This window comes from Fimbriimonas ginsengisoli Gsoil 348, from assembly GCF_000724625.1.
In the GTDB taxonomy this organism is placed as follows: Bacteria; Armatimonadota; Fimbriimonadia; order Fimbriimonadales; family Fimbriimonadaceae; genus Fimbriimonas; species Fimbriimonas ginsengisoli.
On sequence record NZ_CP007139.1, the window covers coordinates 1425981 to 1450127 of the forward strand.

Genomic DNA, 24147 nt, shown 5'->3' on the forward strand with positions numbered 1-24147 from the left:
TTGGGCGTTGGGATAAGACACATCAGACCCATCAAAAACCAAACGCTCCGGTCCCAGCGCCAGACGCCCGCCGACGGTACCCTTTAGGCGAACGGAGAACAAGATCATGATTAGAACCGCGCATGCCGTCTGGGACGGGGGATTGAAGGATGGGAAGGGGGTCGTTTCGACCCAAAGCACCGCGCTGAACGGGATGCAATACAGCTTCCGGACGCGTTTTGAAGACGGAGTGGGTGTCAACCCCGAGGAGTTGATCGCCGCCGCCCACGCCTCGTGCTTCAGCATGGCGCTTAGCGCTCAGCTTGGCGATCGCGGCATCAGCGGGAAGGTGGATACCACGGCCGCGGTGACGATGGAGAATCTCGCCATTACGAAATCGGCGCTGACGACGACCGTCACCGCGCCCGGAGCGGACCGCGCGAAGATCGAAGAAGCCGCCCATGCGGCCAAGGAAGGGTGCCCGATCTCGAAAGTCCTCAATGCCGAGATCACCCTCGACCTAACAATCGACGCCTGAAGCCGCTCCCCGTAGCGCCGGCGTCCCCGCCGATGATCCCGGTGAACATCGGGATCATCGGGCGGGGCCTAAAGGTCGAAGCGGCAGACGCGCCAGTCCGGGAGGACGGTGGCCGACATCGACCCGTAAAAGAGGATCGCAGGTTCATTCCAATCTAGGACCGACCACTCGAGGCGGCCGTCACCGCGTTCGCGGGACCGGTCGATTAGGTTTTGGAGAAGCGCCTTTCCGTATCCTTTTCCTCGGCACTCCGGGGTGACGTAAAGATCCTCCAGCCAAGTTCCGGGCTGGGTACGGAAGGTTGAGAACGTGCGATACGAAATCGTGTATCCCACGATCTCGCCCGGCTCCTCAATCACGAAGATCTCGATGAGGCGGTCGTCGAATGCGTTCCGCTCTAGTGCCGAGGCGTCGCCGACGACCGTATGGGTAAGCCGCTCGTACTCGGCAAGCTCGAGCACGAGCTCCCAGACGCGGCCGATATCGGCACGGGTGGCGGGGCGGATGGCGTTAGCGGCGGCCGCGGAAGAACTTGGCATCGAGGGAGTACTTACCCGCTCCCATGATGAGTAGTGCCACCGACATGAAAAAAAGCGCGGTGGGATAGAGGACGTTCGACATCTTGGCCGGGTCGCCAGATGAGAAAACGCCGGCCACGGCGCCCGGCGCCCGTAAGTTGATGTAAGTCGCCACGGCAAAGTTGCAGGCGAGACCGAAGGCGGCAACGGGGGTCACGATCCCCAGAATGAGGCAAATCGAACCGAAGAATTCGGTGAGGATCGCGAGAATTCCAAGCACCTCGGGTATGCCGAAGGTTCCCGAGAAGAACTCCAGCGTCTTGGCAAACCCGTGTCCGCCGAAGATGCCGAGCATCTTCTGGCAGCCATAGATCAGCACGATCGAACCTAGTGCGATCCGTAGGATCAGCAACCCGACATCGATTCGCGAATTGCCCTTCATCGGTCACGAGTGTACAACCGATTGTGTATCGGGTGATATCTTAAGATGGCCAGCAATCGCTTAACACCGTTTCCAACGGGCCGGCGGCCCGGGAAACGTTGCTATTCGGAGCTGTCGGCGGCCGGAGCCGCAACGGCAGCTTCTTCGGTTCCGAAGAATTCGGCCATTCTCTCTTGCGCCACGAAACGGCGGTGACCAAGCTTATTCGTCAGAACGAAAACCCACGTCTGGATTGGCTTGCCACCCGGCCCACCATCGCGGTCTTGTCCGCGGGTGCGACGCTCAATACGCCACTCGGTTCCAGTCTCTTTACAAACGACGGTCGATTGGTTTTTTAGCACGGGTAATCTCTCGATCTATACAAGGGCGGGACGCCGCGCAGGATATATCCTGCATAGGTTTTCAAGCCAGAGCGGCCTCAGCGAGCCACACCCGTAGGTACATCATACCAGATTTGAAGCCAACTCAGGTTCTAAATCGTTCAAGGGGTGTGGCTGGGGGCTCAGCGGACGGTACTTCACGTCCTTTGCTTCCAACCTTTCGAGATGTTTCTGCAGCCTCGTAACGAACCCGTCGAAGCACTTTTTATCTACCGGCGACCAGACCACCTCCGCTAGCGCCGATAGGCGTGGGAACGCCATATACTCGACCGCTTTTGGCGTTGCGATGTACTCCGTCCAGACCTGCCCTTGAGCGCCGAGGACGTGCTCAGCCTCGTCCGGCGTGAGGTCCGGCGGGATCGGATCGTACTCGTAAACCTTTTGCAGGGGCAAGAATCCGCCGATCGCGTGCGGCTCGCTCGCGTGGTCCCGCGATTGATAATGGTCGAAGTAGGTCCACTGGTTCGGCGCCATCACCACGTCGTGCCCGGCTTTGGCGGCGGCGATTCCACCCTCCTCACCACGCCAACTCATCACCGTCGCGCCAGGGGCGAGTCCGCCCTCGAGGATTTCATCCCACCCGACCAATCTCCGGCCCTGCTCGGCGAGAAAGGTGTCCATTTGCCGGACGAACCAGCTTTGGAGCTCGTCTTCGTCTCGGAGGCCGAGCTCCTTAATCCTCGCCTGCGCGGCCTTGCTCGCTTTCCACTGGGTCTTGGGAACCTCGTCGCCTCCGATGTGGATGAATTTCGAAGGGAAGACCTCCATCACCTCGGCGAGCACGTCCTTGTTGAATTGGATCGTCGCTTCGTCGACGCTGTAGACGTTCTCGTTGACTCCCCAAGTAACGCCCACCGGCAACGGAAGACCGGAGTTCCCAAGCTCCGGATAGGCGGCGATCGCGGCCTGCGCGTGTCCGGGCATTTCGATCTCCGGAACGACGGTTATGAACCGCTCTTTGGCGTACGCCACGATCTCCCGCAAGTCTTCCTGCGTGTAAAAACCGCCGTGCGGCTTCCCATCGTGGGTGGGGGGATCGTAGGTGAGCATCGAGTCGCTCCGCCAGGCCCCCACCTCGGTCAGCTTCGGATATTTCTTGATCTCCATCCGCCACCCTTGGTCGTCCGTGAGGTGAAGGTGAAAGGTGTTGAGCTTGTGGAGCGCCAGCAGGTCGATAAACTTGAGGAGGAACTCCTTCGGCATGAAGTACCGGGAGACGTCGAGGTGCGCCCCCCTCCAACCGAAACGGGGAGAATCCTTAATGCTTGCGGATGGGACGCTCCACTCCACCCCCTCCTGACGTCCCTGCCGAAACACCGCCGCCGGGAGCATCTGCTTGAGCGTCTGGATTCCGTAGAAGAGTCCCGCGGGTTCGACGGCACGGATGTCGATCTGGTCGGCGGCCGCCTCGATCTGGTATCCCTCCGGACCGAGTTTTAGGCTTCTATCAAGTCCGAGGGAGATCGTATCTTTGCCGCCGCGCCCGGTCAGTTCAAGCGAGAATCCCATCGCCGGACGAAGCTCGCTTCGAAGCCGCTCCCCAAGTTCCCGACTATCCAGGCTGACCGCAATCCGCGTCTGCGGACCGAAGACGAACGATCCTTCCCGAGGCTCGATAACGGCAGGCAGGGGGATGATCGCAAGAGATTGGGCAAGCTGGGACATGGCTGGTGGAGTATCGGAACCCCATAACCTTAGCAGGATGGGGTTCCGATATGTTCACACCGCCAAGCGTACGTTGCCAAGTCTCTCTTCAGAGAACTTAAACGTAATTCCCCGCCGTTGGATCTCCTCCATGAATCGGGCGCCGGTGATTGCGTTTTCGTAACGGATGGCTCCAGGCGGCACTTCTCCGGCGGCGATGGCGGCGGCGTGGATCGAGATGGAGAAGCCGGTCGTCCGCTCCATGCTCGTGAAACCGGTGGCTTCGCACTGACGGTCGTGGATGTCGACCTGTAGCCGAACTCGCTCACCATTACGGATCCCTTCACCCACCCCCCGCACGATGCATTGGTCGGTATCTTGGATCGCCGCCAACCGGTCGCCGAAGACCTTGTAGAACAGATCGCGGGGGCGCACCACCGAACCCTTGATATCGACCGGCTCCTCGCCCCAAAAACCAAAATCCTTGAAGATCCGCATCTTTTCACAGTGCCCGGGAAAACGGATCGTCTTGTACTGATAGCTCGTCACACGGTCTTGGAACGTGTACGGCGCGGTGCTGGTACCACCCGAAGTGGTGAACGCTTCCATCCGGCCCAGCCCTTCCACGTCGATCTCCTCCAACTCGGAGAGGGTGTCGACCATGACGATTTCGCCGTCGCGCAGCACCACGGCCTTGTAGTCGTACTCGGTGAGCAGGCCTTCGATGTTGAACGTGAGCTTGTAGTTGAACGGAGGGATCGGATGCTGCGGGAGCACGCCGCAGTAAAGGCAGACCGATTCGGCCTCATCGAGCTTTTCGATGAGGAACTTGCCGACCGAATTAACCAATCCGGGGGCGAGACCGGTATCGGGGATGAGGGTGACCCCGGCGGCTTTGGCGGCTTCGTCAAGCTGGAGTGTCTCCATCGTAATCTCGGTGTTCCCACCGAGATCGCACATGTTCGTCCCGGTTTCGATCGCGACCTTGGCGATGCGGGGGTGCATCCAGTACGGTACGCAGCTCAGAAGCACGTCCACCGGCTGAAGGAATGCCGCGAGCGCTTCGGGATCCAACGCGTCCACCTGCATCGGCCTGCAGATTGTCCTTCCGACCAACGCATTGACCCTTTGGGCACTGCGGTCGGCTTGTTCGATCCGCGCGTCGGCGAGCAGGATCGTGGCGGGGTCGGCGAATTTGGCGAGGTCGTAGGCAGCGGCGGTGCCCTGCATCCCAGCACCGAGAATCGCGAAAGTCTTATCCATTTTTGAGTCCTGAAACTCCCTTGTTCCGGGGGAGGCCGGCGACGGCCTTCGTCCTACATTCTAGCCGCCCGCCGTGCCACCGGCTTTTAGCCAATGGGTCCCAAGGGCATCTTGCCGTTGGCGGATTATCACGACCACCCGTGGCACTGGCTTCCAGCCAGTGGGTCCCAAGGGCATCCTGCCCCTGGCCTCATTCCCACGACCAGGATGGTCGTGATACACGCGGGCTGGAAGCGCCGTGCCACTAATAGCCCAGCATGCGTTCGGCTTCAGCTTCCAGGCGGTGGATCTCTTCCTGGAGCTTTAGGCGGACGCGCTCGACTTCCGCTTCGTCGGCGTCCTTCTCCACGGTCAGGGGCTCGCCGAAGATGAAGATTCCTCGGCCGAACGGGAGAGGGAACATGTACCGGTCCCAAGATTTAATAAAGATTCGAGGCCGCGCGGAGATCCCCATCGGCACCAGTTTCGCGCCGCTCTTTTGAGCCATCAGCATCACGCCGCCCTGCACCACCCCGCTGGGGCCGCGTGGGCCGTCCGGGGTGATCGCCATGGTCCCGCCATCTTTCAGCGCCCTGATCGCCTCCACCGCCGCCCGCACGCCGCCGCGCCCGGTGCTGCCACGAATGATCTGGAATCCCAGCTTTCGAAAGATCCGGGTCTGCATCTCGCCGTCGTTGCTCTGCGAGATGATTACCCACCAGCCCCGTCCGCGATACCGGTTGGCGAAGAGCAGAGACCGGCCGTGCCAGCCGCAGAAGATCGTTCGAGCTTCGTCTTCGGGCTCGTCGATCAGTCGCATCCGGATCGTAGCGCCGAGAAATCGGAGGATGCCGTAGAGCACCCCGCTGATCAGCCTCGGACGCACGGCGCGCCAGCCGTACTTCAGCCGATCCATCCACGCTTCCTTGCCAATTCGGCTGCTGGGTGCATTGGGTATTCGGAGCTTAGCTCGCCAAGGAGCTCTTCGGCACGGACGGGGCTCTCGTCCCGCTCGAGAGTCGCTAGCGACAAGATCGCATCGGGCCGTTGCGGCTCCGATCGCTCGCCCTCGACGACGCTTCGCAGCAACGCTTTTGCGATCGCCGGCGATGAAAGGCGTATCCGGTCGGCAAGCTGCAGGCGGCGAAGGGTCGGAAGTCGCGTTACTCGCCCGGCTTGGCAAAGCCGCCGCAAGACCTCTGGAACCTCTTCCTCGCTTTCGATCTCCAAAAGGCGCAGAAGGACGTCGGCCTCCGCCTCCCCTTCGCCAAGCAACCGCTGGGCGTTTGCCAACTCCCAAAGCGCCTTAAGATCGCGCGGGTGCTTTTCCAGGTGGCGGGTCGCCGCCGTAACGACCGCTCCCGGCCCACGGTCGTTCATCTGCTCCAAAACTTCGTGGCCGAGCCGGATCTGTCCCAGGTCGGGCGCTCGAAAAAGCAGGCTGAGCAGAACGCCGCCCGCGAAGCCGCCCAGGTGAGCCCAGTAGGAGGTTCCCCCCTCTGTCTGCCCTACTCGGACGAACGCGCCCACTACCTGTAAGATCACCCAGATTCCGGTCACCGCCGCCACGCTCAGCGCGCGATGCGGGGCAAATGCGACTTTGAGTCCGGTGTAGCGAACCGAGTAGTACGCGGCGCACCCGGCGATCGCGCCGCTCGCTCCGACGAGCGAAGCCGGACTTTGGGTTCCACGGGTCACCAGATAGTGCACGGCCACTCCGCAAAGTCCGGCAAAAAAATAGACCAGAGCAAAGCGCAACGACCCGGTAGCCAGTTCGACCGCCGCGCCGACCGCGGCCAGAAAGACCATGTTGCCGAGCAGGTGAAAGAGGTTCGCGTGGAGAAAAAGCCCGGTTACGGCGGAGGACAGGCGAGGGCGCGCGGGATTGAACCCTAGCTCCTCGGCGAGGCTAGGGGAAATGATCAGGGCGAACGCCGCAACGAGGTTCGCCCCAATCAGGATCAGCGTCACGATCGGGACGCGTCGCTCGATCACGCCTCCAGTGCTTCGTCGTCGATATCGACGTTGACGTAAGTTTCCTGAACGTCGTCCAAGTCGTCGAGGGCGTCGAGCAACTTAAGCAGCTTGATCTGGTCGGCTTCGGAAAGAGTTGCCTTGTTCGTAGGTATGTAGGTCAGGTTCACGTCCTGGGGCTTGAACCCGGCTTTCTCCATCGCCTCATTCACTTTGTGGAGCTCTTCCATCGCTGTGTAGACAGTAAAGCTCTCCTCGTCTACGACCACGTCTTCGGCTCCGGCTTCGAGAGCGGCCAACGTAAACTCGTCTTCGTCGAGGCTCCCGCGTTCGACGACGATCTGGCCGAGGTGCTTGAATTGCCAGCTCACCGAGCCGTTCTCGGCCATATTGCCGCCGTGCTTGGCGAACGCGTGCCGCACTTCGCTCACGGTGCGGTTTCGGTTCTCGCTGTAGCACTCGAGCATGATCGCGGCGCCGCTTGGCCCGTATCCCTCGTATACGATCTCTTCGTAATCGGCCCCTTCGATCTCACCGGTGCCGCGAGCGATCGCGCGCTTGATGTTGTCGACGGGCATCGAGTTCACTCGCGCCTTTTCTACCGCCACGCGAAGGCGTGGGTTCATGGAAACATCTCCGCCGCCCATCTTCGCCGCGACGATGATCTCTTTGCTCATCTTCGTGAACATCTTTCCGCGGATCGCATCTTGCTTTCCCTTGCGGATCTTGATGTTCTTCCATTTGGAATGGCCAGCCATATTCCCGAGATTGTACCGGGAGCATTGAGCATCCATAGGCTGGGACGCCGACACGGCTTAGAGCCGGGCGATCCAGGCTTTGAGCACGTTGAGTTCGGCCGGGCCGAATCCATGGCCGCCGGGGTGCCAGTGGAGTTCCAAGGCCGCGCCGGCGGTCTCGAACATCGTAGCCAAAGCGAGCGCGTTCATCCGAGGGACCATTGGGTCGCGCTCGCCGCAGATCATCAGGATCGGCTTGCCGCCGAGATCGGGCAGGGTGTCGGGCTGCAATGGCACCATCGGGGCCAGCAGAGCGGCGGCGTCGAACGCCTCGGGGCGAAGCAGCAGCGTCGCGGCGGCGATGTTCGCTCCGTTGGAAAAGCCGACCGCAACCCGCTTCTTTTCGGGAAGCTTCTCCATCACGTAGTCCGCCAATTCTTCTGTCCGCATGCGCAGGTTCGGCTCGTCGAAGACTCCCTCGCCGAACCGGCGGAACCAGCGATTGACGCGCCCCTCCGGCTCTTTCCCCCTCAAGGAGAGGAAGCCAGTGCGCCGGGAGAGCTCCTTGCCGAACTGGAGCATCTCAATTTCGTCGCCCCCGGTGCCGTGCAGCATCACGAGCGTGGGATCGCCCGGCTCTTCGAGGTGAATGAAATCGCTCACCATATCTTCAACGGTGGGAGCGACCTTTCTATTTGCCGGCGGTGGTTGGCGAACTGGCTCGGGAGCCGCAAACCACCGCCCAGGTCTTCGAGCGTCTCGTCTGTTGTGAATCCGGGGCCGTCGGTGGCGATCTCCAAGAGCACCCCGCCCGGCTCGCGGAAGTAAATCGACCGGAAATAATCTCGGTCCATCACCGGGCTCACCTGAAAGCCGGCGGCCGTCAATTCGGCCTTCGCGGCGAGCTGTTCCGCATCGTCGGCGATCCGAAACGCCACGTGATGGACGCTGCCATGGCCAGGGCGACCGACCGGCCCCTCGGCATCGACCACTACCTCGATCGACTTTCCGGGGCCACCCTCGGCAACCTCGTATCGATGACGGTTTTCCCGCTCATCCGCAAGGCGAAACCCAAGAAGCCCGGTGAGAAGCTCGGCCGTCGGCTCCAACTGGCGCACAACCATCGTGACCGAACGAACCACGGAAATGGCGAACTCGGGCAGAACGTCGGTATCGTCCCACTCAACTCCGGGAACATGGTCGCTAGCCGCAACTAGCTCGAGCGGCAAGCCATCCGGCGCGCGAAAGGGGAGAACATGGCCGGAGCCACGGTGAGCAACCCGGTCGAAATCGACCTCGAATTCCTTGAACCGGTCTGCCCAATAGGTCAGCGACCCGTGCGGAACCGACAGCGACGTCACCGTAACCTGACCGCTTCCCGGACGCCCCGGATATCCGTTGGGATAAGGAAAGAAGGTCACGATGGAACCGGGCGACCCTGCCCCATCCCCGTAATAAAGGTGATAGGCGGTGGGATCGTCGAAGTTGACAGTCAGCTTGACCAACCGAAAGCCCAATACCCCCGAATAAAAATCGAAGTTCTCCTGCGCCGGACCGGAGATGGCGCTCATATGGTGGATACCAAGGATACGGGCGGGCATAAAGCTTGGCACCTATGATGCAACATCCAAGCGCGTAAAAGACCGCCCTTCGGTGCTTATCCGCGGGAGTAGGCACTCAGTCCGCAACAGCTCAATGCATCGAGACCGCGGGCATCCGCAACGAAACCATGCGAGCGCATGAATCGGCACAGGTGCGGCATTGTTCCGCACACGCCAGCATCCAAGCGTCGCCGTTCGCGCCAGCCTCGCAGTCCGTCGCGCACTCGCGGCAAACCGCCGCGCAAGCTCCGCAGGTAAGCGTGTGGCGAGGACTTTCGCGCAGCATAAACGAGAGCGCGGTGGCGCAGATATGGGCGCAATCTTGAAGGAGTCCGATGTGCTCCTTCGACGAGTGCGATCCACCAAGGTGCAGACAGTGCGGAATCAGAGAAGCGCAGGCAGCATGGCACTCCTGACAGTTCTTGATGCACTCATCCATGAGTTTCTTATCCATATTTCGTTGGACTCCTTGAGCTGAATACTGATCCTAATGCTAAGGAATGGCAGGGACGACTTTGGCTAGGCGCGGGGGAGCCGATCCGCGGCGATCTGCCGGATCGAGCCGAGGTGGTACGCCGCATGGGCGAGCAAGGCTTGGACGCTCTTGGAGTAGATCGGATTCGACCAGTCAGTATTCGCCGCGACGATGCCCCGCACATCCAGATATGCCCGCTCCAGGCGGTCGCAGATCTCTTCCCAGGCGGCTTGGGTTAGCGGCCTCGGAAATTCCCAGCTTTTCTCCCAGTCGACTGCATAAGGACCTCCCCGCATGGCAATCGCGGCCCCCTCCAAAGAAGTGGCAAGGTGCACCGCGTGCCCGGCGACCGCATTTCGCCCAACGACCGGCTTTCGCTCCGCATCCTCCGCGGTAAGGGAGCGAAAACTAGGAATGAGACTCGAGTCCGGATCGTTGTCCTTGAACCAGGTGTGCTCGTACTCGGGTGAGACGTACGCTTCATCCAAGAGATCAATGGCGCTTTGTTTCCACAGCTCGTCCATCTTTAGCCTCGGGGGCGGGTCGTCCTGCGTTCGATCCGCTTCTCGTAATGCGTTCCCATAAGAATTCGGTCGACGTAGATGCCGGGAGTGTGGATGTTGTCCGCGTCGAGCTCGCCGACTTCCACCAGCTCTTCCACCTCCGCGACGCACACCTTACCCGCCGTCGCCATCATCGGATTGAAGTTCCGCGCCGTCTCTTTGTAGATTAGGTTCCCCGAAGCGTCCCCTTTCCAAGCTTTAACGACTGAGAGATCTGCCTTCAATCCTCTCTCCATCACGTATATTTCGCCGCCGAAGTCCCGGGTCTCCTTCCCTTCCGCGACGAGCGTGCCGTAACCGGTCTTCGTGAAGAAGGCGGGGATGCCGGCTCCGCCCGCGCGGATTCGCTCCGCCAATGTCCCTTGCGGGTTGAATTCAAGCTCCAGTTCGCCGGCTAGGAACTGCCGCTCAAACTCCGCGTTCTCCCCGACGTACGAGGAGACCATCTTTTTGATTTGCCGGGTCTGCAGCAGGAGCCCCATGCCGAAGTCGTCCACGCCGCAGTTGTTGCTGATGACGGTGATCTCCTTCACTCCGGAATCGCGGAGGGCGAGGATCAGGTGTTCCGGGATCCCGCAGAGGCCGAACCCTCCCGACATAATCGTCATACCGTCGAACAGCAACCCTTCGAGCGCCGACGTCGCGTCCGGAAAAACCTTGTTCATAGAGCTTCAACCACGGTGGAGGAAAGCCCAACGGCCAACCTCGCCCGCCTCAGAAGTCTACATCGTCCGGAGAGCGCCTATATGAAAAAAGGGCTCCTAAGAGGAGCCCAAAGTCACGTCGGTTGTCCTTTTTCGGATAAGCCACCCCGAGGACCGGATGGCGGCGGCCCATCGTTCGCGTTTTGTTGGCCGCTAGGTCTTTAGTCCCGGCCGAAGGAGTCGAGGAGGGCAGGCAATTTGAAGGTCAACTCGCTGTTTGTCGCCAGCCGGTCGGCCCCGGCCGCTCGTCCCAAGTCCATCAGCTCCTTTTCCCGATGTCCGGCGTGGGCGAGCACTTTCACTCCGAGCTCGTGCAGCTTCGCCACCAGTTCTTTCGGATCGGGAGAGGCGGAGCCGAGGTTGATGACGGCCACCGACGCGCCTTCGGATTCGCTCGGAATTCCCATTCTCAGTAGCGGCTCGTGCCCATGCCCCCGGAGCGTTTGAACCAATCGGGAGCTCCACATCAGGTTGTCTTCGAAAAGCAGAACGCGCATTTCCCCTTAGGATGGTTCATCTACGCTTCGCGCCGGTTAACCCAAGGCAAAGAGCGCCGACTGGGGAGCCGCCGCCGTTACCGCATCTCCGAGATCGCATGGGGTGGAAAGGGGAACCCCGCCAAGCCCGATAAGCGCGCGGTGAGCCACCGACGTCGCGTCGACGCGAACGAGGAGACGCGTCAGCCGCCGGCGAAGGGCGTCCGTGGCGCCGTGCCAGGTGCCCCCGGTGCGAAGCCGGGCTTGGGCCACGACGGTGGCCCCCGAAGCGGCGTAGATAAGCGCGTTTCGCTCCATCGCGGCGGCGGTCGAGAAAGGCTCGTCCGGTGCGCATACGGAGAGCTCGAGACCAAGACCGGCCTCCCGGCGGCAAGAGAGGCCGCACGGCAAGACGGTAACGACCGAACCGCCGGCTCCAACCGCGCCCTGCGCCGCGGCCGCGTCGCAGCCTTCCGCGCCGCCCGAAACAACGCCGAACCCCAACCGGACCGCCTCGCGTGCCGCTTCGTGAGCAAACCGGGCTACCCGGGGACCGACGTCCCGGCTCCCCACTACCCCGATCAGGCGGCCGCCTCCGCTAGACCTAGCCCCGCGAGCCCAAACTACGGGAGGCGCCGCCGCCCCAAGTACGTCTCGCCAACGAGCCGGATACCCTTGCGACATCACGCTAAGAGAGGACGAAGCCGCCGACGCCGCCCACGTCCAGAGTGAAGGCTCCTCCACCAGCCATGCCTCGCGCCCAAGACCCTTGGCGCGGAGCGCGGACGGAATTTGCCCGGGGACGCCGGATTCACGGATGGCGCTCACCACCTGGGGCCACAGGCGAGGACTGGGGGTGAACGGACGGGGGGCGCCCCGTAGGTATAGCGCCACGAGCGCGACGTGCGCTTCTTCCAAGCAGGGCTCGACATCGCATAAAGTACCCATCGATTAGTACATTATATCGTACATCGGCAAACCCTCCGGGCCATCCGCCACAGGTAAGCTCTCTGCTCCTCCGATGCTTAAGCACTCCGACCTCACCCGCCGGCGCATCGCGTCTTTCCTCCGGTACGAATTGCGCCCGCGGCTTTATAGCGATCGCGCTCCCCTTCGTATCGAGATCAACGAAAGCGGCGCTGCCAATCAAACCGAAGCCATGAAAGGCCCCTGGAAGGAGGTCGCCAAGGGCTATGCCTACGGACCTGCCTACACCACGTTCTGGTTCAGATTGTCGGGCACGATGCCGGAGAGCTTCAAGGACAAGCCAGTAGCGGTCATCGCCGAATTAGGCGGCGAGCGCACGGTCTGGAAGGACGGCTCCCCCTGGTGCGGCGTCGACGTCGAACACTCCGACTTTGGCTGGCTCGAGGGAAGCGCCATGTCCGGGTCGGCGCTTGCTAAAGGCGGGGAAAAGGTCGAGTATCTCGTTCAGTCGTACACCCGCAACTCCGAGGTTGTCGTGCACGGCAAGGAAGCCCCGCGATCGGCGACCACCGAAACCGTCGACAAAGCCGAGTTCGTCGTCGTCGATCCGGAAACAAAGGATCTGTACTACGACGTCGACTTCGCCATTGGGCTGCTGGGGACGATCGACGAGAACGATCCCGCCCATATCACGATCTTGCGCGCCCTTAACGAGGTCGTGAATACGTACTCCCCTGAAAATCGCGAGACGATTAGCCGGTGCCGGAAACTGATTCGCGACGCCATGGGCTCGCTAAATGGCGAGTTCAAGCACACCATCGTCCCGGTCGGCCACGCCCACCTCGACACGGCTTGGCTCTGGCCGATCGAGATCACCAAAAAGAAGATGGCCCACACCACCTCCACGCAGCTCGGGCTGATGGAGCGGTATCCGGAGTACGTCTTCGCCCACTCGCAGGCGAGCCAGTATGAGTGGTTGGAAAAGGAGTATCCGGCCCTTTTCGAACGGGTGAAAGCGGCGATCGACCGCGGCCAGTGGGAGCCGGTCGGCTCCATGTGGGTCGAAGCAGACTGCAACCTCACGGGCGCCGAATCCCTGATTCGGCAGTTCCTATACGGGCGGCGCTACTTCCGCGACAAGCTCGGCTACGAGACGCAGGATATGTGGCTCCCGGATGTTTTCGGCTACTCGGCCGCCCTTCCGCAGATCCTGGCGAAGTTCAACATCAAGTACTTCCTCACGCAGAAAATCTCCTGGAATCAGTTCAACAAATTCCCGCACCACACGTTCTGGTGGCAAGGGATCGATGGGACGCGGGTTTGGACCCACTTCCCACCCGCCGACACCTACAACGCCAGTTCCGAGCCGAAGGAGATCGTCGCTTCGGTCAAGAACTACAAGGACCATGGCCGAAGCGATCAATCGCTCTATCTCTTCGGATTTGGCGACGGCGGCGGCGGTCCGACGGAACGACATCTGGAGTTCTTGCGCCGCGGACGGCTTGCGCCGAGTTTCCCCGATGTCGCCATCGGCAAGCGGGCGATCGACTTCTTCCGCGACGCGAAGGCGCGCTCCAAGGACCTGATGACTTGGGTCGGCGAACTCTATCTAGAGCTTCACCGAGGCACCTACACCAGCCAAGCCGCCAATAAGCGAGACAACCGCAAGTGCGAGTTCCTACTGCGCGACGCCGAGCTGCTCGCCTGTTTCGATCCCGGCTTTCCTGCAACCTATCCGCAAGGCGAATTGGAAGAGGCATGGAAGCTGGTGCTTCTTAATCAGTTCCACGACATCATTCCGGGCTCCTCCGTTCGCGAGGTTTACGTCGACAGCGACCGGGAGTACCGCAAGGTCATCGAAGCGGGCGACCGGATCGTGGAGGAGCGGCTAACGCAGATCGCGGGCGCCTTCGACACCAGCGGAATGACTCGCCCGGTGGCGCTTTTCCAAAACGCCTCGATGGTCGGTCAAGCCTCGATCCCTTGGATCGAAGACGCAGCGCCGACCGCCTTGGTAACGACCGAAGAGAACGCTCCGGTTCAGCTCGTCGAAGAATTCGGCGAACGAAAGCTGATCTTCGCGACCCCGGCGGCCGCCCTCGGCGCCGTCACCGTCGCTGACCTCTCGGACGCCGCGCCCACGGTCAAAACTCGGCTCAAAGCGAGCAACCGGCGAATCGAAAACGGCGAGATCGCGGTGCGGTTCGACCCCCACGGGAACCTCACTTCGATCCAGAGCCTCGAAGACAGCACCGAGTTTTTGGAGCCGGGGCGCCTCGGCAACGTCTTCCAACTCTTTGAAGACAAGCCGCTCTTCTGGTCGGCCTGGGACATCGACGTTTACGCCTACGAAACGGGCCAGGAGCTGCTGCGAAGCGAGAGCTTCGAGATCGTGGAGCGCGGTCCGGTACGCGTCGCCGCCGAGATCGTCAAGCGATTCGGCAAGTCGACGATCCGCCAACGAATCTCGCTTGGCCCTACGCCGGGCATCCGGTTCGACACCGAAATCGACTGGCAGGAGGAGGACAAGCTCCTCAAGGTGGCGTTCCCGGTCAATGTGAACTCCGGCCGCGCGACGTACGAGATCCAGTTCGGCAACGTCGAGCGCGCCACCCACTACAACACGTCGTGGGACATGGCCAAGTTCGAAGTCTGCGCTCAGAAGTGGGCCGACCTTAGCGAAGGGGACCAAGGCGTCGCCTTGATCAACGACGGTAAGTACGGTTACGACATCCACGGCAACGTGATGCGGCTGACCCTGCTCCGCGCGCCGAAGGCGCCGGACCCGACTTGTGACATGGGCCGCCACCGGTTCAGCTACTCGCTAGTTCCCCATTACGGACCGTACAACTACGCCGGCATCGTTCAGGCCGCCTACGCGTTCAACGCCCCTCTCCGCACCGCTTGGCTTCAACCGCAAGTCGGAGAGGCGGGGACGCTGCCCGCATTCGTCGCTTGCGAGGACCGAAACATCGTAATCGAGGCGGTGAAGAAGGCGGAGGACTCCGACGCCCTCATCGTCCGTCTGTACGAGTGCCACAACGCCCGCGGCCGGGCCGAGCTCGCCTGCGCGAGGCCGTTCGCGACCGCGATGCTGTGCGACCTCGAAGAAAACGAGATCGCCGAAATGGAAGTCCAAGACGGCCTCGTCGAGTTCGACTACAAACCGTTCGAAATCCTAACGATCAAACTCAAGTCGTAAGTGGCGCCGGCTTCCAGCCGGTAGCCCAAGTTCCGCCTTCCGCCAATGATTGGTCGGTCCGCGAACATTTGGGCTACCGGCTGGAAGCCGGCGCCACATATACTGGTCATCCAAATGACCGTTCGTCTGGCGATCGCGATCCTGGCCGGCTTGACCGTTGTCGGCTGTCGGACGAATGCGGGTTGCCCGCCGGATAAGGCGTGCCTGCGATACATGGCCTGGGGAAACCCGGAGCAGCTTGCGGCCGAGCAGAACGTAGTCGACAAGTTCAACCGGCAGAACCCGGACCTGTTCGTCTCGCTCTTCACCGTGCCCAGCAGCAGCTACCAGCAGAAGGCGGTTCTAATGCTCGCTTCTCGCACGGCGCCGGACGTCATGCGGATCGACCACTACAACTACCCGATGATGCAGCCGAAGGGGTACTTCCGCGACCTCACGGACTTCGCGAAGAACGACCCTACCTTTCACGAGAGCGACTACTTTCCAACCGCCATCGCCGAGTGCAAGATCGGCAACCGTCTCTATGGGCTTAGCACCCTGTACGGGGGGATCATCCTGTACTACAACAAGACCCTCATGCGCCAGGCCGGCCTCGAGGACCCGTACGAGGTGTACAAGCGGGGGGACTGGACCTGGAACCGGATGCGGGAGTACGCGAAGAAGCTCACCCACTTCGAGAACGGACGCGCCAAGACGTTCGGACTCAACGTTCCCAGCTTTCCCGCCAACGCGGTCGCCATCTGGAATATGGGCGGCGATTTTCTGTCGCCGGACATGAAACACTGCGTGGTTGACAGCGAAGGGACGGTCCGCGGCTATCAGTTTCTAGCCGACTTAATTTGGAAAGACCACGTGGCCCCCTCCCCGTCTCAAGCCGCGAACTCGGCATTCGCGTTCGAGAGCGGAAAGGTCGGGATGACGTTCGATTTTATGGGGATGGTGCCCAGCTACCGCCAGAAAGCTAAGGATTTCGAGTGGGATGTCTGTCCGCCTCCCCGGGGCGACGGTCCGCTCGTCGACGTGGTCAAGGGGAACCAGCTCATCATGTCGGCCAATTGTCCCAACCCGAAGGCCGCGTGGCGGTTCATGCGCTTCTACACCGGGGTCGAAGCGGAGACGGAGTTGTACGCGAAGATCCGACGATGTTTTCCCACCCGGATCGCGGTGGCCAAGTCGCCGATCTACCTCGATGGCTCGCTCCCTCCCGCCCACCCGATCGCCTTCGTCCAGGCCGCCGAGGCGGGCCGTATCTTGCCGATTAACTCCCGTTGGGGGGAATGGACCCAACTTCTGAACGCCGAGACCGATAACCTGATGGCCGGCCGGGAGCGAGATGCCCGCGCGGTCTTGCGCCGAGCGAAAGAAAAGATCGACGCCGTCTTGGCGGAGGATCCCGGCTATTGAAGGCGCTGACTCGAAAGCCGGCGTTCTGGGGATTCCTCTTCATCACGCCTTGGCTGCTCGGTTTCCTCCTCTTCACGGCGGGTCCGATGGTGACGTCGCTCTGGCTTTCGCTTCATAAATACGACCTCGCGACGAGCCAATACGTTGGAGGCGAGAATTACCGACGGCTCCTGTTCGTCGATCCGATCTTCTGGAAGTCGGTCCGGATCACCGTCACCTACGCCCTCTTCTCCGTTCCGCTGGGCATCGCGGCATCGCTGGGGCTGGCGATGCTTTTGAATCAGAAGGTGCGCGGCCTAAACGTCTACCGCACCCTGTTCTATCTCCCGTCCATCGTGCCCGCGGTCGCCTCCGCGATCCTTTGGCAGTGGGTGTTCAATGCCGAAAACGGAATCTTGAATCTCCTCCTGGGCATCTTTGGATATGCCGGACCCCAGTGGCTGCAAGACGAGCGGTACACCCTGACTGCGTTCATCCTCATGGGGCTTTGGGGGGCCGGCGGCGCGCGGATGATCATCTTCCTCGCGGGACTCCAAGGGATCTCGGACGCGTACTACGAGGCCGCCAGTCTCGACGGTGCGACCGCCTGGCAACGATTCCGCCACGTCACCCTGCCGCTCTTATCGCCGGTGATGTTCTTCAACGTGATTCTGGGGAGCATCGGCGCTTTCCAGATATTCACTTCGGCGTACGTGATGACCAACGGGGGACCGAATAACGCGAGCATGTTCTACGCGCTTTACATCTTCCGAAACGCCTTCGAGTACTTCAAGTTCGGCAAGGCGAGCGCCATGGCATGGCTGCTTTTCCTGCTTCTCGTAGTTATCTCCGCCGTCCAGTTCGGCCTCTCCAAGCGGTGGGTTCACTACGAAGGGGAAGCCAAATGAAAGCGAGGATGTCGCTGGTCTATTTCTTGCTGGTCCTGGGCGCCGGCGTCTTCGTTATCCCGTTCCTCTGGACCGTCTCGACGGCGTTGAAGACCAGCCAGGAGATCGCCAAAGATCCGGTGCATCTCATTCCGGCCAAGCCGACGCTCGAGAATTTTCCCGGCGCTTGGCACGCGCTCCCTTTCACCACGTTCATTGGCAACACGGTGTTTGTAACGCTGCTGGCAACCCTCGGCACCGTGCTTTCGGCGGCTTTGGTGGCGTATGGCTTTGCCCGGTTTAAGTTCAAGGGGCGAAACGCCCTCTTCTACACGATGCTCGGGACGATGATGTTGCCGAGCCAGGTCACGATGATTCCCGTCTTCTTGATCTGGCGTCAGCTTCACGCGATCGACACGTTCATCCCGTTGATCCTTCCCGCCTTCTTCGGAGGAGGCCCGTTCAACATTTTTCTCCTGCGCCAATTTTTCCTCACGATTCCGCACGAGCTGGACGAGGCGATGCTGATCGACGGGGCAAGCTACCCACAGATTTGGTGGCGGCTCATCTTGCCCCTGAGCCAGCCCGCGATCGCCGCCGTCGTCGTTTTCTCCTTCATAGGAAACTGGGACAACTTCGAAGGCCCGCTGATTTATCTCAACTCGCCCGAGAATTACACCGTCGCTATGGGGCTCCGTCTGTTCCAAGACAGCTTCGGTACGAACATGGGGCAACTGATGTCCGCCAGCCTCATCCAGATCGTCCCGACGATCGTCATATTCTTCCTCGCCCAGCGCTACATCATCAAAGGGGTGGCCGTGAGCGGCATGGGTGGGAGGTGAAATTCGGTATAACCGAACGTCTCTCGGCCATGCCTTGAGACGGAGGGGAATGGGTGCTCAAGCTCGGTAGGGAAACGATCTTTTTTGATCTGTTGAAGAAACAGGCCGTTGTGTCCGAGCAGGCGGCGGTCGCATTTTTGGCGATGGTTCGCGACATCGAGAATCACCGCGCGCACGCCCTGAAGCTTGAAGAGATCGAGCACCAAGGCGACGAACTGACGCACCAGCTCCAAAACAAGATCGTCAGCACGTTCATTACGCCCCTCGATCAAGAGGATCTGAGCGAGATGTCGCACGCGCTTGACGACATCACGGATTACATCGAAGCCGTCGCTGCCCGGATCGCGTTGTACCATCTCACGGAAAGCCGTCCCGACCTGGAACCGCTTGCGGTCCAATTGGTTGAGATCACTCGGTTGGTCGTTAGCGCGACTTCAGAATTGGCCGGGAACTTCCAGAAGTCGGAGAGCCTCAAGACCACCTTGAAGGAGATCCACACCGTGGAAAATGAGAGCGATAAGCTTTTCCGAGGCGCGTTGGCTACTCTTTTCGACGAGCCGGGAATCGACGCCCTCACCGTGATCAAGTGGAAAGAGGTTTACGACCGGGTGGAGAACGCGGTGGACCGTTGCGAAGACATCGCCAAGATCCTGGATAACATGATCGTCAAATATGCATGAGGTCGGCCTCCTCATCGTCTTGGTCGTAGTCTTCGCACTCGCGTTCGACTACATCAACGGATTCCACGACACCGCGAACGCCATCGCCACGGTCGTTTCGACGCGCGTTCTGACGCCTCTCCAGGCGATCTTGATGGCAACCGTCCTCAATTTCGCGGGTGCCCTGATCGCGAATAGCGTGGCCAAGACCATTGCGGGAGACATTGTCGCTCAGAGTTTCGCGACCGAGCAGGTCGTGTTGGCGGCAGTCATCGGGGGAATCGTTTGGAACCTCGTGACTTGGAAGTATGGGGTGCCGAGCAGCTCCTCCCATGCCTTGATCGGTGGACTTTGTGGCGCCGCGCTCGCCCACGGCGGCTTTCAGGTGATCCAGTGGAAGGGATTAATCTTCAAGGTCTTAATCCCGTTGGTAACGTCGCCGATCGTCGGATTCATCATCGGCTTCGTCATCATGGCGCTGATCGCCAAGTTCTTCTCCAACGCCCATCCGGTGCGGGCGGGAACCGTGTTCCGGCGGCTTCAGATCCTTTCCTCCGCCGCCATGGCGTTCGCGCACGGGCAAAACGATGCGCAGAAGAGCATGGGAATCATCACCCTGGCGCTCATCGGAGGGCACTTCCTTCCCGTTAAAGCCGACGTTCCGCTTTGGGTGAAGATTGCTTGCGCCATCGCCATGGCGCTGGGGACTTCCGCCGGGGGTTGGCGGATTATCCGGACGATGGGGCACAAGATTATTCGCCTGGAACCGGTCAACGGCTTCGCGGCCGAGACCTCCGGCGCGGCAGTTATCCTGACGGCCAGCCACTTTGGCATGCCGCTTAGCACCACCCACGTCATTGCCGGCTCGATCTTCGGCGTCGGCGCCTCAAAACGCATCTCCGCCGTCCGATGGCAAGTGGCCCACACGATGGTCGCCGCCTGGATCATCACCATCCCCGCCGCCGCCACCGTCGGCGCCCTAGCCTACGGGCTCGTGCGTTTGATGTTTAGGTGAGGGGCGAAGGCGTTGGGCGTTGTGGCGCTGGGCGTTAGGGATGTGGCATGTGCCCTGACGGAATACATGAGCCCCTTCAGACCCAGAAGTCCCATCCGTCCCATCAAAGAAGGTAAAGCGTCAAGTTAAGAACGCCCAACGCCCAACGCCCAACGCCCAACGCCCAACGCCCGTAGTATCCCAGGATTCTGTACCAGTGGCTTAGAGGGAAAATAGTGAAGCCACATGTCGGAATCGAAGTCGGGAAGGCGTCGAGTATTCGCGCCGGAGTTCAAGTTGCGTTTGGTGGTTCAGATCGTCTCGGGCCAGCGCACGCTGGCGGATCTGAGCCGCGAGCACCAGATCAAAGACTCTTTGCTCGCGCGCTGGAGAGACCAGTTCTTGGAAAAGGCGCCCGAGATGTTCGGCGCCGCACCCACCGGCCAGGAGCGTCTCGCCGAGCTCGAGCGGGAGATCGGCCGCCAACACATGGAGTTGGAGATCTTAAAAAAAGCGTCGCGTCGGCTCCTCTAGAAGGGCGTCTGAAGCAGGCCCGAGCGCTCGCGGGTAAGTATCCGTTGCGCCTGGTGTGCCGCCTGCTCGGAGTCTCCCGCAGCTCGGCGCTCTACCGGGCGAAAGAGGAGCCGGACCTGGAAAGCCTGACGGTGACGATCCTTCACCTGCGGGCGAGCTTTCCTACCGCCGGCCTTCGGCTCATGCACGCCTACCTGGCTCGCCTGAGAGTGGCGGCGACCCGGTCGCAGGTGCGCACGGTCTACGTCCGCTTGGGGCTCCTGGGCAAACGGGCGCCGCCTCGGTCCAAGGGAACCACCGACTCCCGGCACGAGCATCCTCGCTATCCCAACCTCATACGGGATCTCGTGCCGTCGTATCCGAACCAGGTGTGGGTGGCCGACACCACCGAGCTCGTAGCCGGCGGGCGCCGGACCTTCCTCGCGCTGGTGGAAGACCTGTTCACCCGCCGAGTCGTCGGGGTTTCGCTCTCCTTTGCCAACGACTCCTGGCTGACGCTCTCGGCGCTCGATATGGCGCTTAGCCGGGAAACTCCCGCCATCCACCACTCCGACCAAGGCAAGCCCTACGCTTCGGGAGTCTATACCCGGCGCCTTCTCGCCCAGGGAGTCACCCTCAGCATGGCCCGAGTCGGATGCGCTTGGGAGAACGGACATGCCGAACGTCTGAACCGAACCTTCAAAGAAGAGGAGATCTTAAGGAGCGAGTATGAAAGCCTGAACGAGGCCAAAGAGTCCATCGCCGCCTACGCAAAGCACTACAATGAAAAGCGCATCCATATGAGCCTTGGCTACCGAACCCCTAACGAGGTGCTCCAAAGCCATCGCCAAGACCAGCCGGACGGGGAGTAACAACCCCCATAGAAACAACGCCCGCTGGTACAGAGAATTGGGAAGCTACAGCCCAACGCCCAACGCCCAACGCCCAACGCCCAACGCCCAACGCCCAACGCCTCAACGCCCAAGCTCTCGGTGTTCATCGGCAAGGTGCCGATGCTACTTTCCTCGTGCATCATGATAAGATGTAGCTCATGAGCTACCGTACGGATACTCGGGCGTTGGTGCTGGCGATTTTGAGCGAAGGGCCGCAGCATGGATACGGCATCTCTCGCGCGATCCGCGAGCGGTCGGCGGAGGTATTGAAGCTTGGAGAGGGGCAGCTCTATCCGGTACTCCACGGTCTCCAGGAAGCGGGCTGGATCCACGGAGAGTGGGAGATGCAGGAGGGAGATCCTCCCAAGCGCGTGTACCGGATCACCCCTGCAGGACGAGCCGAGTTGGTGACGCGGGCCCAAAAGTGGCGGGCGTTCGCCGACGCGGTCGGGCAGGTCTTACCGTCGGCTCCCAAGTTGGAGGCAGGCCATGAATGAGCGGTTCGAAGCATATCTCGGCGCGGTGGACCGGCAGATGGCAGGTCAAGTCGACGCCGAGAGGCGAGCGGAGGTGCTGGCCGAACTACGCTCCCATTTGGTTCTCAGCCACCGGGCGGCGGAAGAGGAGCTTGGCATTCCGGAAACGGAGGCGACCCGGCTTGCCTTGCGCGGACTCGGAGCCGCGCAGAACGTTGCGGAGGATCTCGTTCGCCATCTAACCGGTGAGACGAGCCGTCCGATCTGGCGGGTCGCCGCCTTGACGATTACGCTCGACGCCATCGCCCACATCTTACTGCCCCTTATCCTTCCCCTTATTCCGGCCCACTACCACGGCCTGTTCGGAACGACGGAAATGCTGTGGTCTTCCATCGCGGTTTTGGCGGCATTCATCTGGTCGGCGATTCGGAGCCGCCGTTGGCTCATCCGGCCGGTTGCGATCTCTATGGGTCTCGGCGCCCTCTTGATGTTTCTCGTTGCGCTGGTACCTGCCTATCAGTCCGGGGTCGAGGGTGCCATGAAAAGAGCGGGGATCGACGTCTCGAAAGAGACCGCGCTGAAGCAGTTCGACCACGATTTGGCCCTGGCCGCTGCGGGTAGCGAAGGTTTCCGACGGAATCCAGCGGCCTATTACGACCCGAACTTTAAGGGCTATATGGCTCCTCAGTGGGTGAAGGTGACGACTGGAATGCAATTTCCATACCTTCCGTTCATCGTCGATATCCCCTCGTCCCCGTCGCTCGTTTACTCACCGAATCGAACCGTGGAGGGGGCCGCCCACGATTGGGTTGCCAATGGAGCTGCGTACGTTGCCAGCTTGCGTCGGATGCGGCAAGCCGTCTTGTCCGGTGGTGATTCGTCAGTCCTAACTTTCGCCGGACAGACGCTCTCCATGTTCCTCCTCCGGGTCGTGCCTCTGGCGATCGTAAACGGCGTGATCCTCGCCCTCTTCAAACGCCAACGAAGGCGACGGATTGCCCGCGATCCGTTCTTAGCGTAGGCTGACGTCCATGAAGCACGTTTCCGTGTTCATGGACGTCGAGGACCCGATCAACCCGCTCGCCGACGATGCGGCGCTCGACCTGGCCAACCTCTTCACCTCCGAAGATGTCCGGGGCTCGTTCTGTCTCACCGGCGAGAAGTGCCGAACCCTTCACGCGAGGGGGCGGCAAGACATCGCGGAGGCGTTCGCGCCGCACTGCTTGGGGCTGCACACGGACACCCACTCGTTTCACCCGACGACGATGGAGCTTCTGGCCGATCTTTCGTGGGAAGACGGATGCAAAGCCGCCTACGCGGCGGAAAGGCGCGGATTCGAAGCGTTCGTTAGCCTGTTCGCTCGCCCGCCGGTCTTCTGGGGAGGCGCAGGGAATACTTGGTCACCGGAAATTACCGACGCCCTGAAGCGGCTTGATATCGCCGCCTATTGCTACGCGCTCACGGCTCTCCCGGGCGAGGCGGTCCACCGGTTTAACGGCGTGCTGGCGCTTCCGCAGGCACTCAGTATCTCCGAGGTCGACTGGGCCGATGACGCCCGAGCCGAAGCCGCCACCGCCCGCGTTCTCGATGGCATTCAACGGATCGATCAGCCGTGGGTCGGCCTTTTCGTCGGCCACCCGACCCGGTTTCGGTACTCGCAATTCTGGGATACACCCTATTCCGCGGGGCGCACCTCTTCGGAGCCGGAATACACCGACCCGGTACCAGACGAGACTTACGAGAGGTCGAAAGCGAATCTGGCGAAGCTTCTCCGCCAATTGAAGCGGCAGGTCTCCGTTATCGGAGTCGACGGTTTGCTCGCGACCGCCATGTCGTTCCGCGCGCCAACTCCGGAGGAGTCGGCGTTCTTCCGAGATCAGACGTCGCGCAACCTCCGAAGCGCCTTAGGCTGGCCAATTCACCGACCGGGACTAAGTGCGGAACGCATCGTCGAAAAGACGATGGCGCTCGCGGCAACCGTCGAGCTCGCAACCAACTCCTTCCCCCGGGTTGGAAGGTAACGGAGAGCCCTCAGAACCACCTGTCTCCGTCAAACTCCAGGCTCGCGGCAGGTTCAACGACCGCCTGCCGGGGTCGG

The 24147-nt window shown here is 61.3% G+C and carries 27 protein-coding genes; 12 read left to right on the forward strand and 15 right to left on the reverse strand.

Annotated features, from left to right (window positions below; all coding sequences use genetic code 11):
* The first annotated feature begins 106 nt into the window (after nucleotides 1-106).
* Nucleotides 107-517, forward strand: a complete 411-nt coding sequence (locus OP10G_RS06495; RefSeq protein ID WP_025226694.1) for an OsmC family protein — start codon at nucleotides 107-109, stop codon at nucleotides 515-517.
* 68 nt (nucleotides 518-585) lie between these two features.
* On the opposite strand, the gene OP10G_RS06500 is transcribed toward OP10G_RS06495, so the two are convergent.
* The 15 genes from OP10G_RS06500 to OP10G_RS25675 form a co-directional block, all read right to left on the reverse strand.
* Nucleotides 586-1056 carry a GNAT family N-acetyltransferase gene (locus OP10G_RS06500; protein ID WP_025226693.1) on the reverse strand — a complete coding sequence of 157 codons (471 nt, stop codon included), beginning with the start codon at nucleotides 1054-1056 and terminating at the stop codon, nucleotides 586-588.
* Nucleotides 1028-1477, reverse strand: a complete 450-nt coding sequence (locus tag OP10G_RS06505; protein ID WP_025226692.1) for a DoxX family protein — start codon at nucleotides 1475-1477, stop codon at nucleotides 1028-1030. Before OP10G_RS06505 ends, OP10G_RS06500 begins: the two co-directional genes overlap by 29 nt.
* Nucleotides 1478-1578: 101 nt before the next feature.
* A complete protein-coding gene (locus OP10G_RS06510) occupies nucleotides 1579-1818 on the reverse strand; it encodes a hypothetical protein (protein WP_025226691.1) in 240 nt (79 codons plus the stop codon).
* A gap of 102 nt (nucleotides 1819-1920) precedes the next feature.
* Nucleotides 1921-3522 (reverse strand): beta-N-acetylhexosaminidase, encoded by a 1602-nt coding sequence (locus tag OP10G_RS06515; RefSeq protein WP_025226690.1) that lies wholly within the window; start codon nucleotides 3520-3522, stop codon nucleotides 1921-1923.
* Between the two features lie 54 nt (nucleotides 3523-3576).
* Nucleotides 3577-4764 carry a saccharopine dehydrogenase family protein gene (locus tag OP10G_RS06520; protein ID WP_025226689.1) on the reverse strand — a complete coding sequence of 396 codons (1188 nt, stop codon included), beginning with the start codon at nucleotides 4762-4764 and terminating at the stop codon, nucleotides 3577-3579.
* A gap of 244 nt (nucleotides 4765-5008) precedes the next feature.
* Complete coding sequence (locus tag OP10G_RS06525; protein ID WP_025226688.1) at nucleotides 5009-5659, reverse strand: lysophospholipid acyltransferase family protein; 651 nt, start codon at nucleotides 5657-5659, stop codon at nucleotides 5009-5011.
* On the reverse strand, nucleotides 5647-6738 hold the full coding sequence (locus OP10G_RS06530; protein WP_025226687.1) for a rhomboid family protein: 1092 nt from the start codon (nucleotides 6736-6738) through the stop codon (nucleotides 5647-5649). Before OP10G_RS06530 ends, OP10G_RS06525 begins: the two co-directional genes overlap by 13 nt.
* Nucleotides 6735-7475 carry a YebC/PmpR family DNA-binding transcriptional regulator gene (locus OP10G_RS06535; protein ID WP_025226686.1) on the reverse strand — a complete coding sequence of 247 codons (741 nt, stop codon included), beginning with the start codon at nucleotides 7473-7475 and terminating at the stop codon, nucleotides 6735-6737. Before OP10G_RS06535 ends, OP10G_RS06530 begins: the two co-directional genes overlap by 4 nt.
* A 57-nt stretch (nucleotides 7476-7532) precedes the next feature.
* A complete protein-coding gene (locus tag OP10G_RS06540; RefSeq protein ID WP_025226685.1) occupies nucleotides 7533-8120 on the reverse strand; it encodes an alpha/beta hydrolase in 588 nt (195 codons plus the stop codon).
* Nucleotides 8114-9025 (reverse strand): ring-cleaving dioxygenase, encoded by a 912-nt coding sequence (locus tag OP10G_RS06545; RefSeq protein WP_265101687.1) that lies wholly within the window; start codon nucleotides 9023-9025, stop codon nucleotides 8114-8116. Before OP10G_RS06545 ends, OP10G_RS06540 begins: the two co-directional genes overlap by 7 nt.
* 121 nt (nucleotides 9026-9146) lie before the next feature.
* Nucleotides 9147-9509: a four-helix bundle copper-binding protein gene (locus tag OP10G_RS25670; protein WP_084178850.1), complete on the reverse strand. Its 363-nt coding sequence runs from the start codon at nucleotides 9507-9509 to the stop codon at nucleotides 9147-9149.
* Nucleotides 9510-9574: 65 nt separating this feature from the next.
* Nucleotides 9575-10054, reverse strand: a complete 480-nt coding sequence (locus OP10G_RS06550; protein ID WP_025226682.1) for a DinB family protein — start codon at nucleotides 10052-10054, stop codon at nucleotides 9575-9577.
* 2 nt (nucleotides 10055-10056) lie between these two features.
* A complete protein-coding gene (locus tag OP10G_RS06555; RefSeq protein ID WP_025226681.1) occupies nucleotides 10057-10758 on the reverse strand; it encodes a CoA transferase subunit A in 702 nt (233 codons plus the stop codon).
* 200 nt (nucleotides 10759-10958) lie between these two features.
* Nucleotides 10959-11294 (reverse strand): hypothetical protein, encoded by a 336-nt coding sequence (locus OP10G_RS06560; RefSeq protein ID WP_025226680.1) that lies wholly within the window; start codon nucleotides 11292-11294, stop codon nucleotides 10959-10961.
* A 36-nt stretch (nucleotides 11295-11330) separates the two neighbouring features.
* Nucleotides 11331-12221 carry a DNA-processing protein DprA gene (locus OP10G_RS25675; protein WP_084178851.1) on the reverse strand — a complete coding sequence of 297 codons (891 nt, stop codon included), beginning with the start codon at nucleotides 12219-12221 and terminating at the stop codon, nucleotides 11331-11333.
* 73 nt (nucleotides 12222-12294) lie between these two features.
* Here OP10G_RS25675 and OP10G_RS06570 point away from each other — a divergent pair, with 73 nt between their 5' ends.
* The 11 genes from OP10G_RS06570 (at nucleotide 12295) to OP10G_RS06620 (ending at nucleotide 24070) form a co-directional block, all read left to right on the forward strand.
* Nucleotides 12295-15402, forward strand: a complete 3108-nt coding sequence (locus OP10G_RS06570) for an alpha-mannosidase (RefSeq protein ID WP_025226678.1) — start codon at nucleotides 12295-12297, stop codon at nucleotides 15400-15402.
* A gap of 114 nt (nucleotides 15403-15516) precedes the next feature.
* The gene (locus OP10G_RS06575; RefSeq protein ID WP_025226677.1) at nucleotides 15517-16806 is read left to right on the forward strand and encodes an ABC transporter substrate-binding protein; all 1290 of its coding nucleotides are present in this window, start codon (nucleotides 15517-15519) and stop codon (nucleotides 16804-16806) included.
* Entirely contained in the window at nucleotides 16803-17693 is an 891-nt protein-coding gene (locus OP10G_RS06580) for a carbohydrate ABC transporter permease (protein ID WP_025226676.1), read from the forward strand. Before OP10G_RS06575 ends, OP10G_RS06580 begins: the two co-directional genes overlap by 4 nt.
* Nucleotides 17690-18514: a carbohydrate ABC transporter permease gene (locus tag OP10G_RS06585; RefSeq protein ID WP_025226675.1), complete on the forward strand. Its 825-nt coding sequence runs from the start codon at nucleotides 17690-17692 to the stop codon at nucleotides 18512-18514. The genes OP10G_RS06580 and OP10G_RS06585 overlap by 4 nt, the downstream gene beginning before the upstream one ends.
* Before the next feature lie 53 nt (nucleotides 18515-18567).
* Nucleotides 18568-19194, forward strand: coding sequence for a DUF47 domain-containing protein (locus OP10G_RS06590; protein WP_025226674.1), 627 nt, complete (start codon nucleotides 18568-18570; stop codon nucleotides 19192-19194).
* Nucleotides 19187-20188, forward strand: coding sequence for an inorganic phosphate transporter (locus OP10G_RS06595; RefSeq protein WP_025226673.1), 1002 nt, complete (start codon nucleotides 19187-19189; stop codon nucleotides 20186-20188). Before OP10G_RS06590 ends, OP10G_RS06595 begins: the two co-directional genes overlap by 8 nt.
* A gap of 225 nt (nucleotides 20189-20413) precedes the next feature.
* On the forward strand, nucleotides 20414-20701 hold the full coding sequence (locus OP10G_RS26705; RefSeq protein WP_038474495.1) for a transposase: 288 nt from the start codon (nucleotides 20414-20416) through the stop codon (nucleotides 20699-20701).
* A gap of 8 nt (nucleotides 20702-20709) precedes the next feature.
* Nucleotides 20710-21552 (forward strand): IS3 family transposase, encoded by an 843-nt coding sequence (locus tag OP10G_RS06605; RefSeq protein WP_038474498.1) that lies wholly within the window; start codon nucleotides 20710-20712, stop codon nucleotides 21550-21552.
* Between the two features lie 179 nt (nucleotides 21553-21731).
* Nucleotides 21732-22070, forward strand: coding sequence for a PadR family transcriptional regulator (locus OP10G_RS06610; RefSeq protein ID WP_025226672.1), 339 nt, complete (start codon nucleotides 21732-21734; stop codon nucleotides 22068-22070).
* Nucleotides 22063-23070 (forward strand): hypothetical protein, encoded by a 1008-nt coding sequence (locus OP10G_RS06615; protein ID WP_025226671.1) that lies wholly within the window; start codon nucleotides 22063-22065, stop codon nucleotides 23068-23070. Before OP10G_RS06610 ends, OP10G_RS06615 begins: the two co-directional genes overlap by 8 nt.
* A gap of 10 nt (nucleotides 23071-23080) precedes the next feature.
* The gene (locus OP10G_RS06620) at nucleotides 23081-24070 is read left to right on the forward strand and encodes a hypothetical protein (RefSeq protein WP_025226670.1); all 990 of its coding nucleotides are present in this window, start codon (nucleotides 23081-23083) and stop codon (nucleotides 24068-24070) included.
* Nucleotides 24071-24147: the final 77 nt, after the last annotated feature.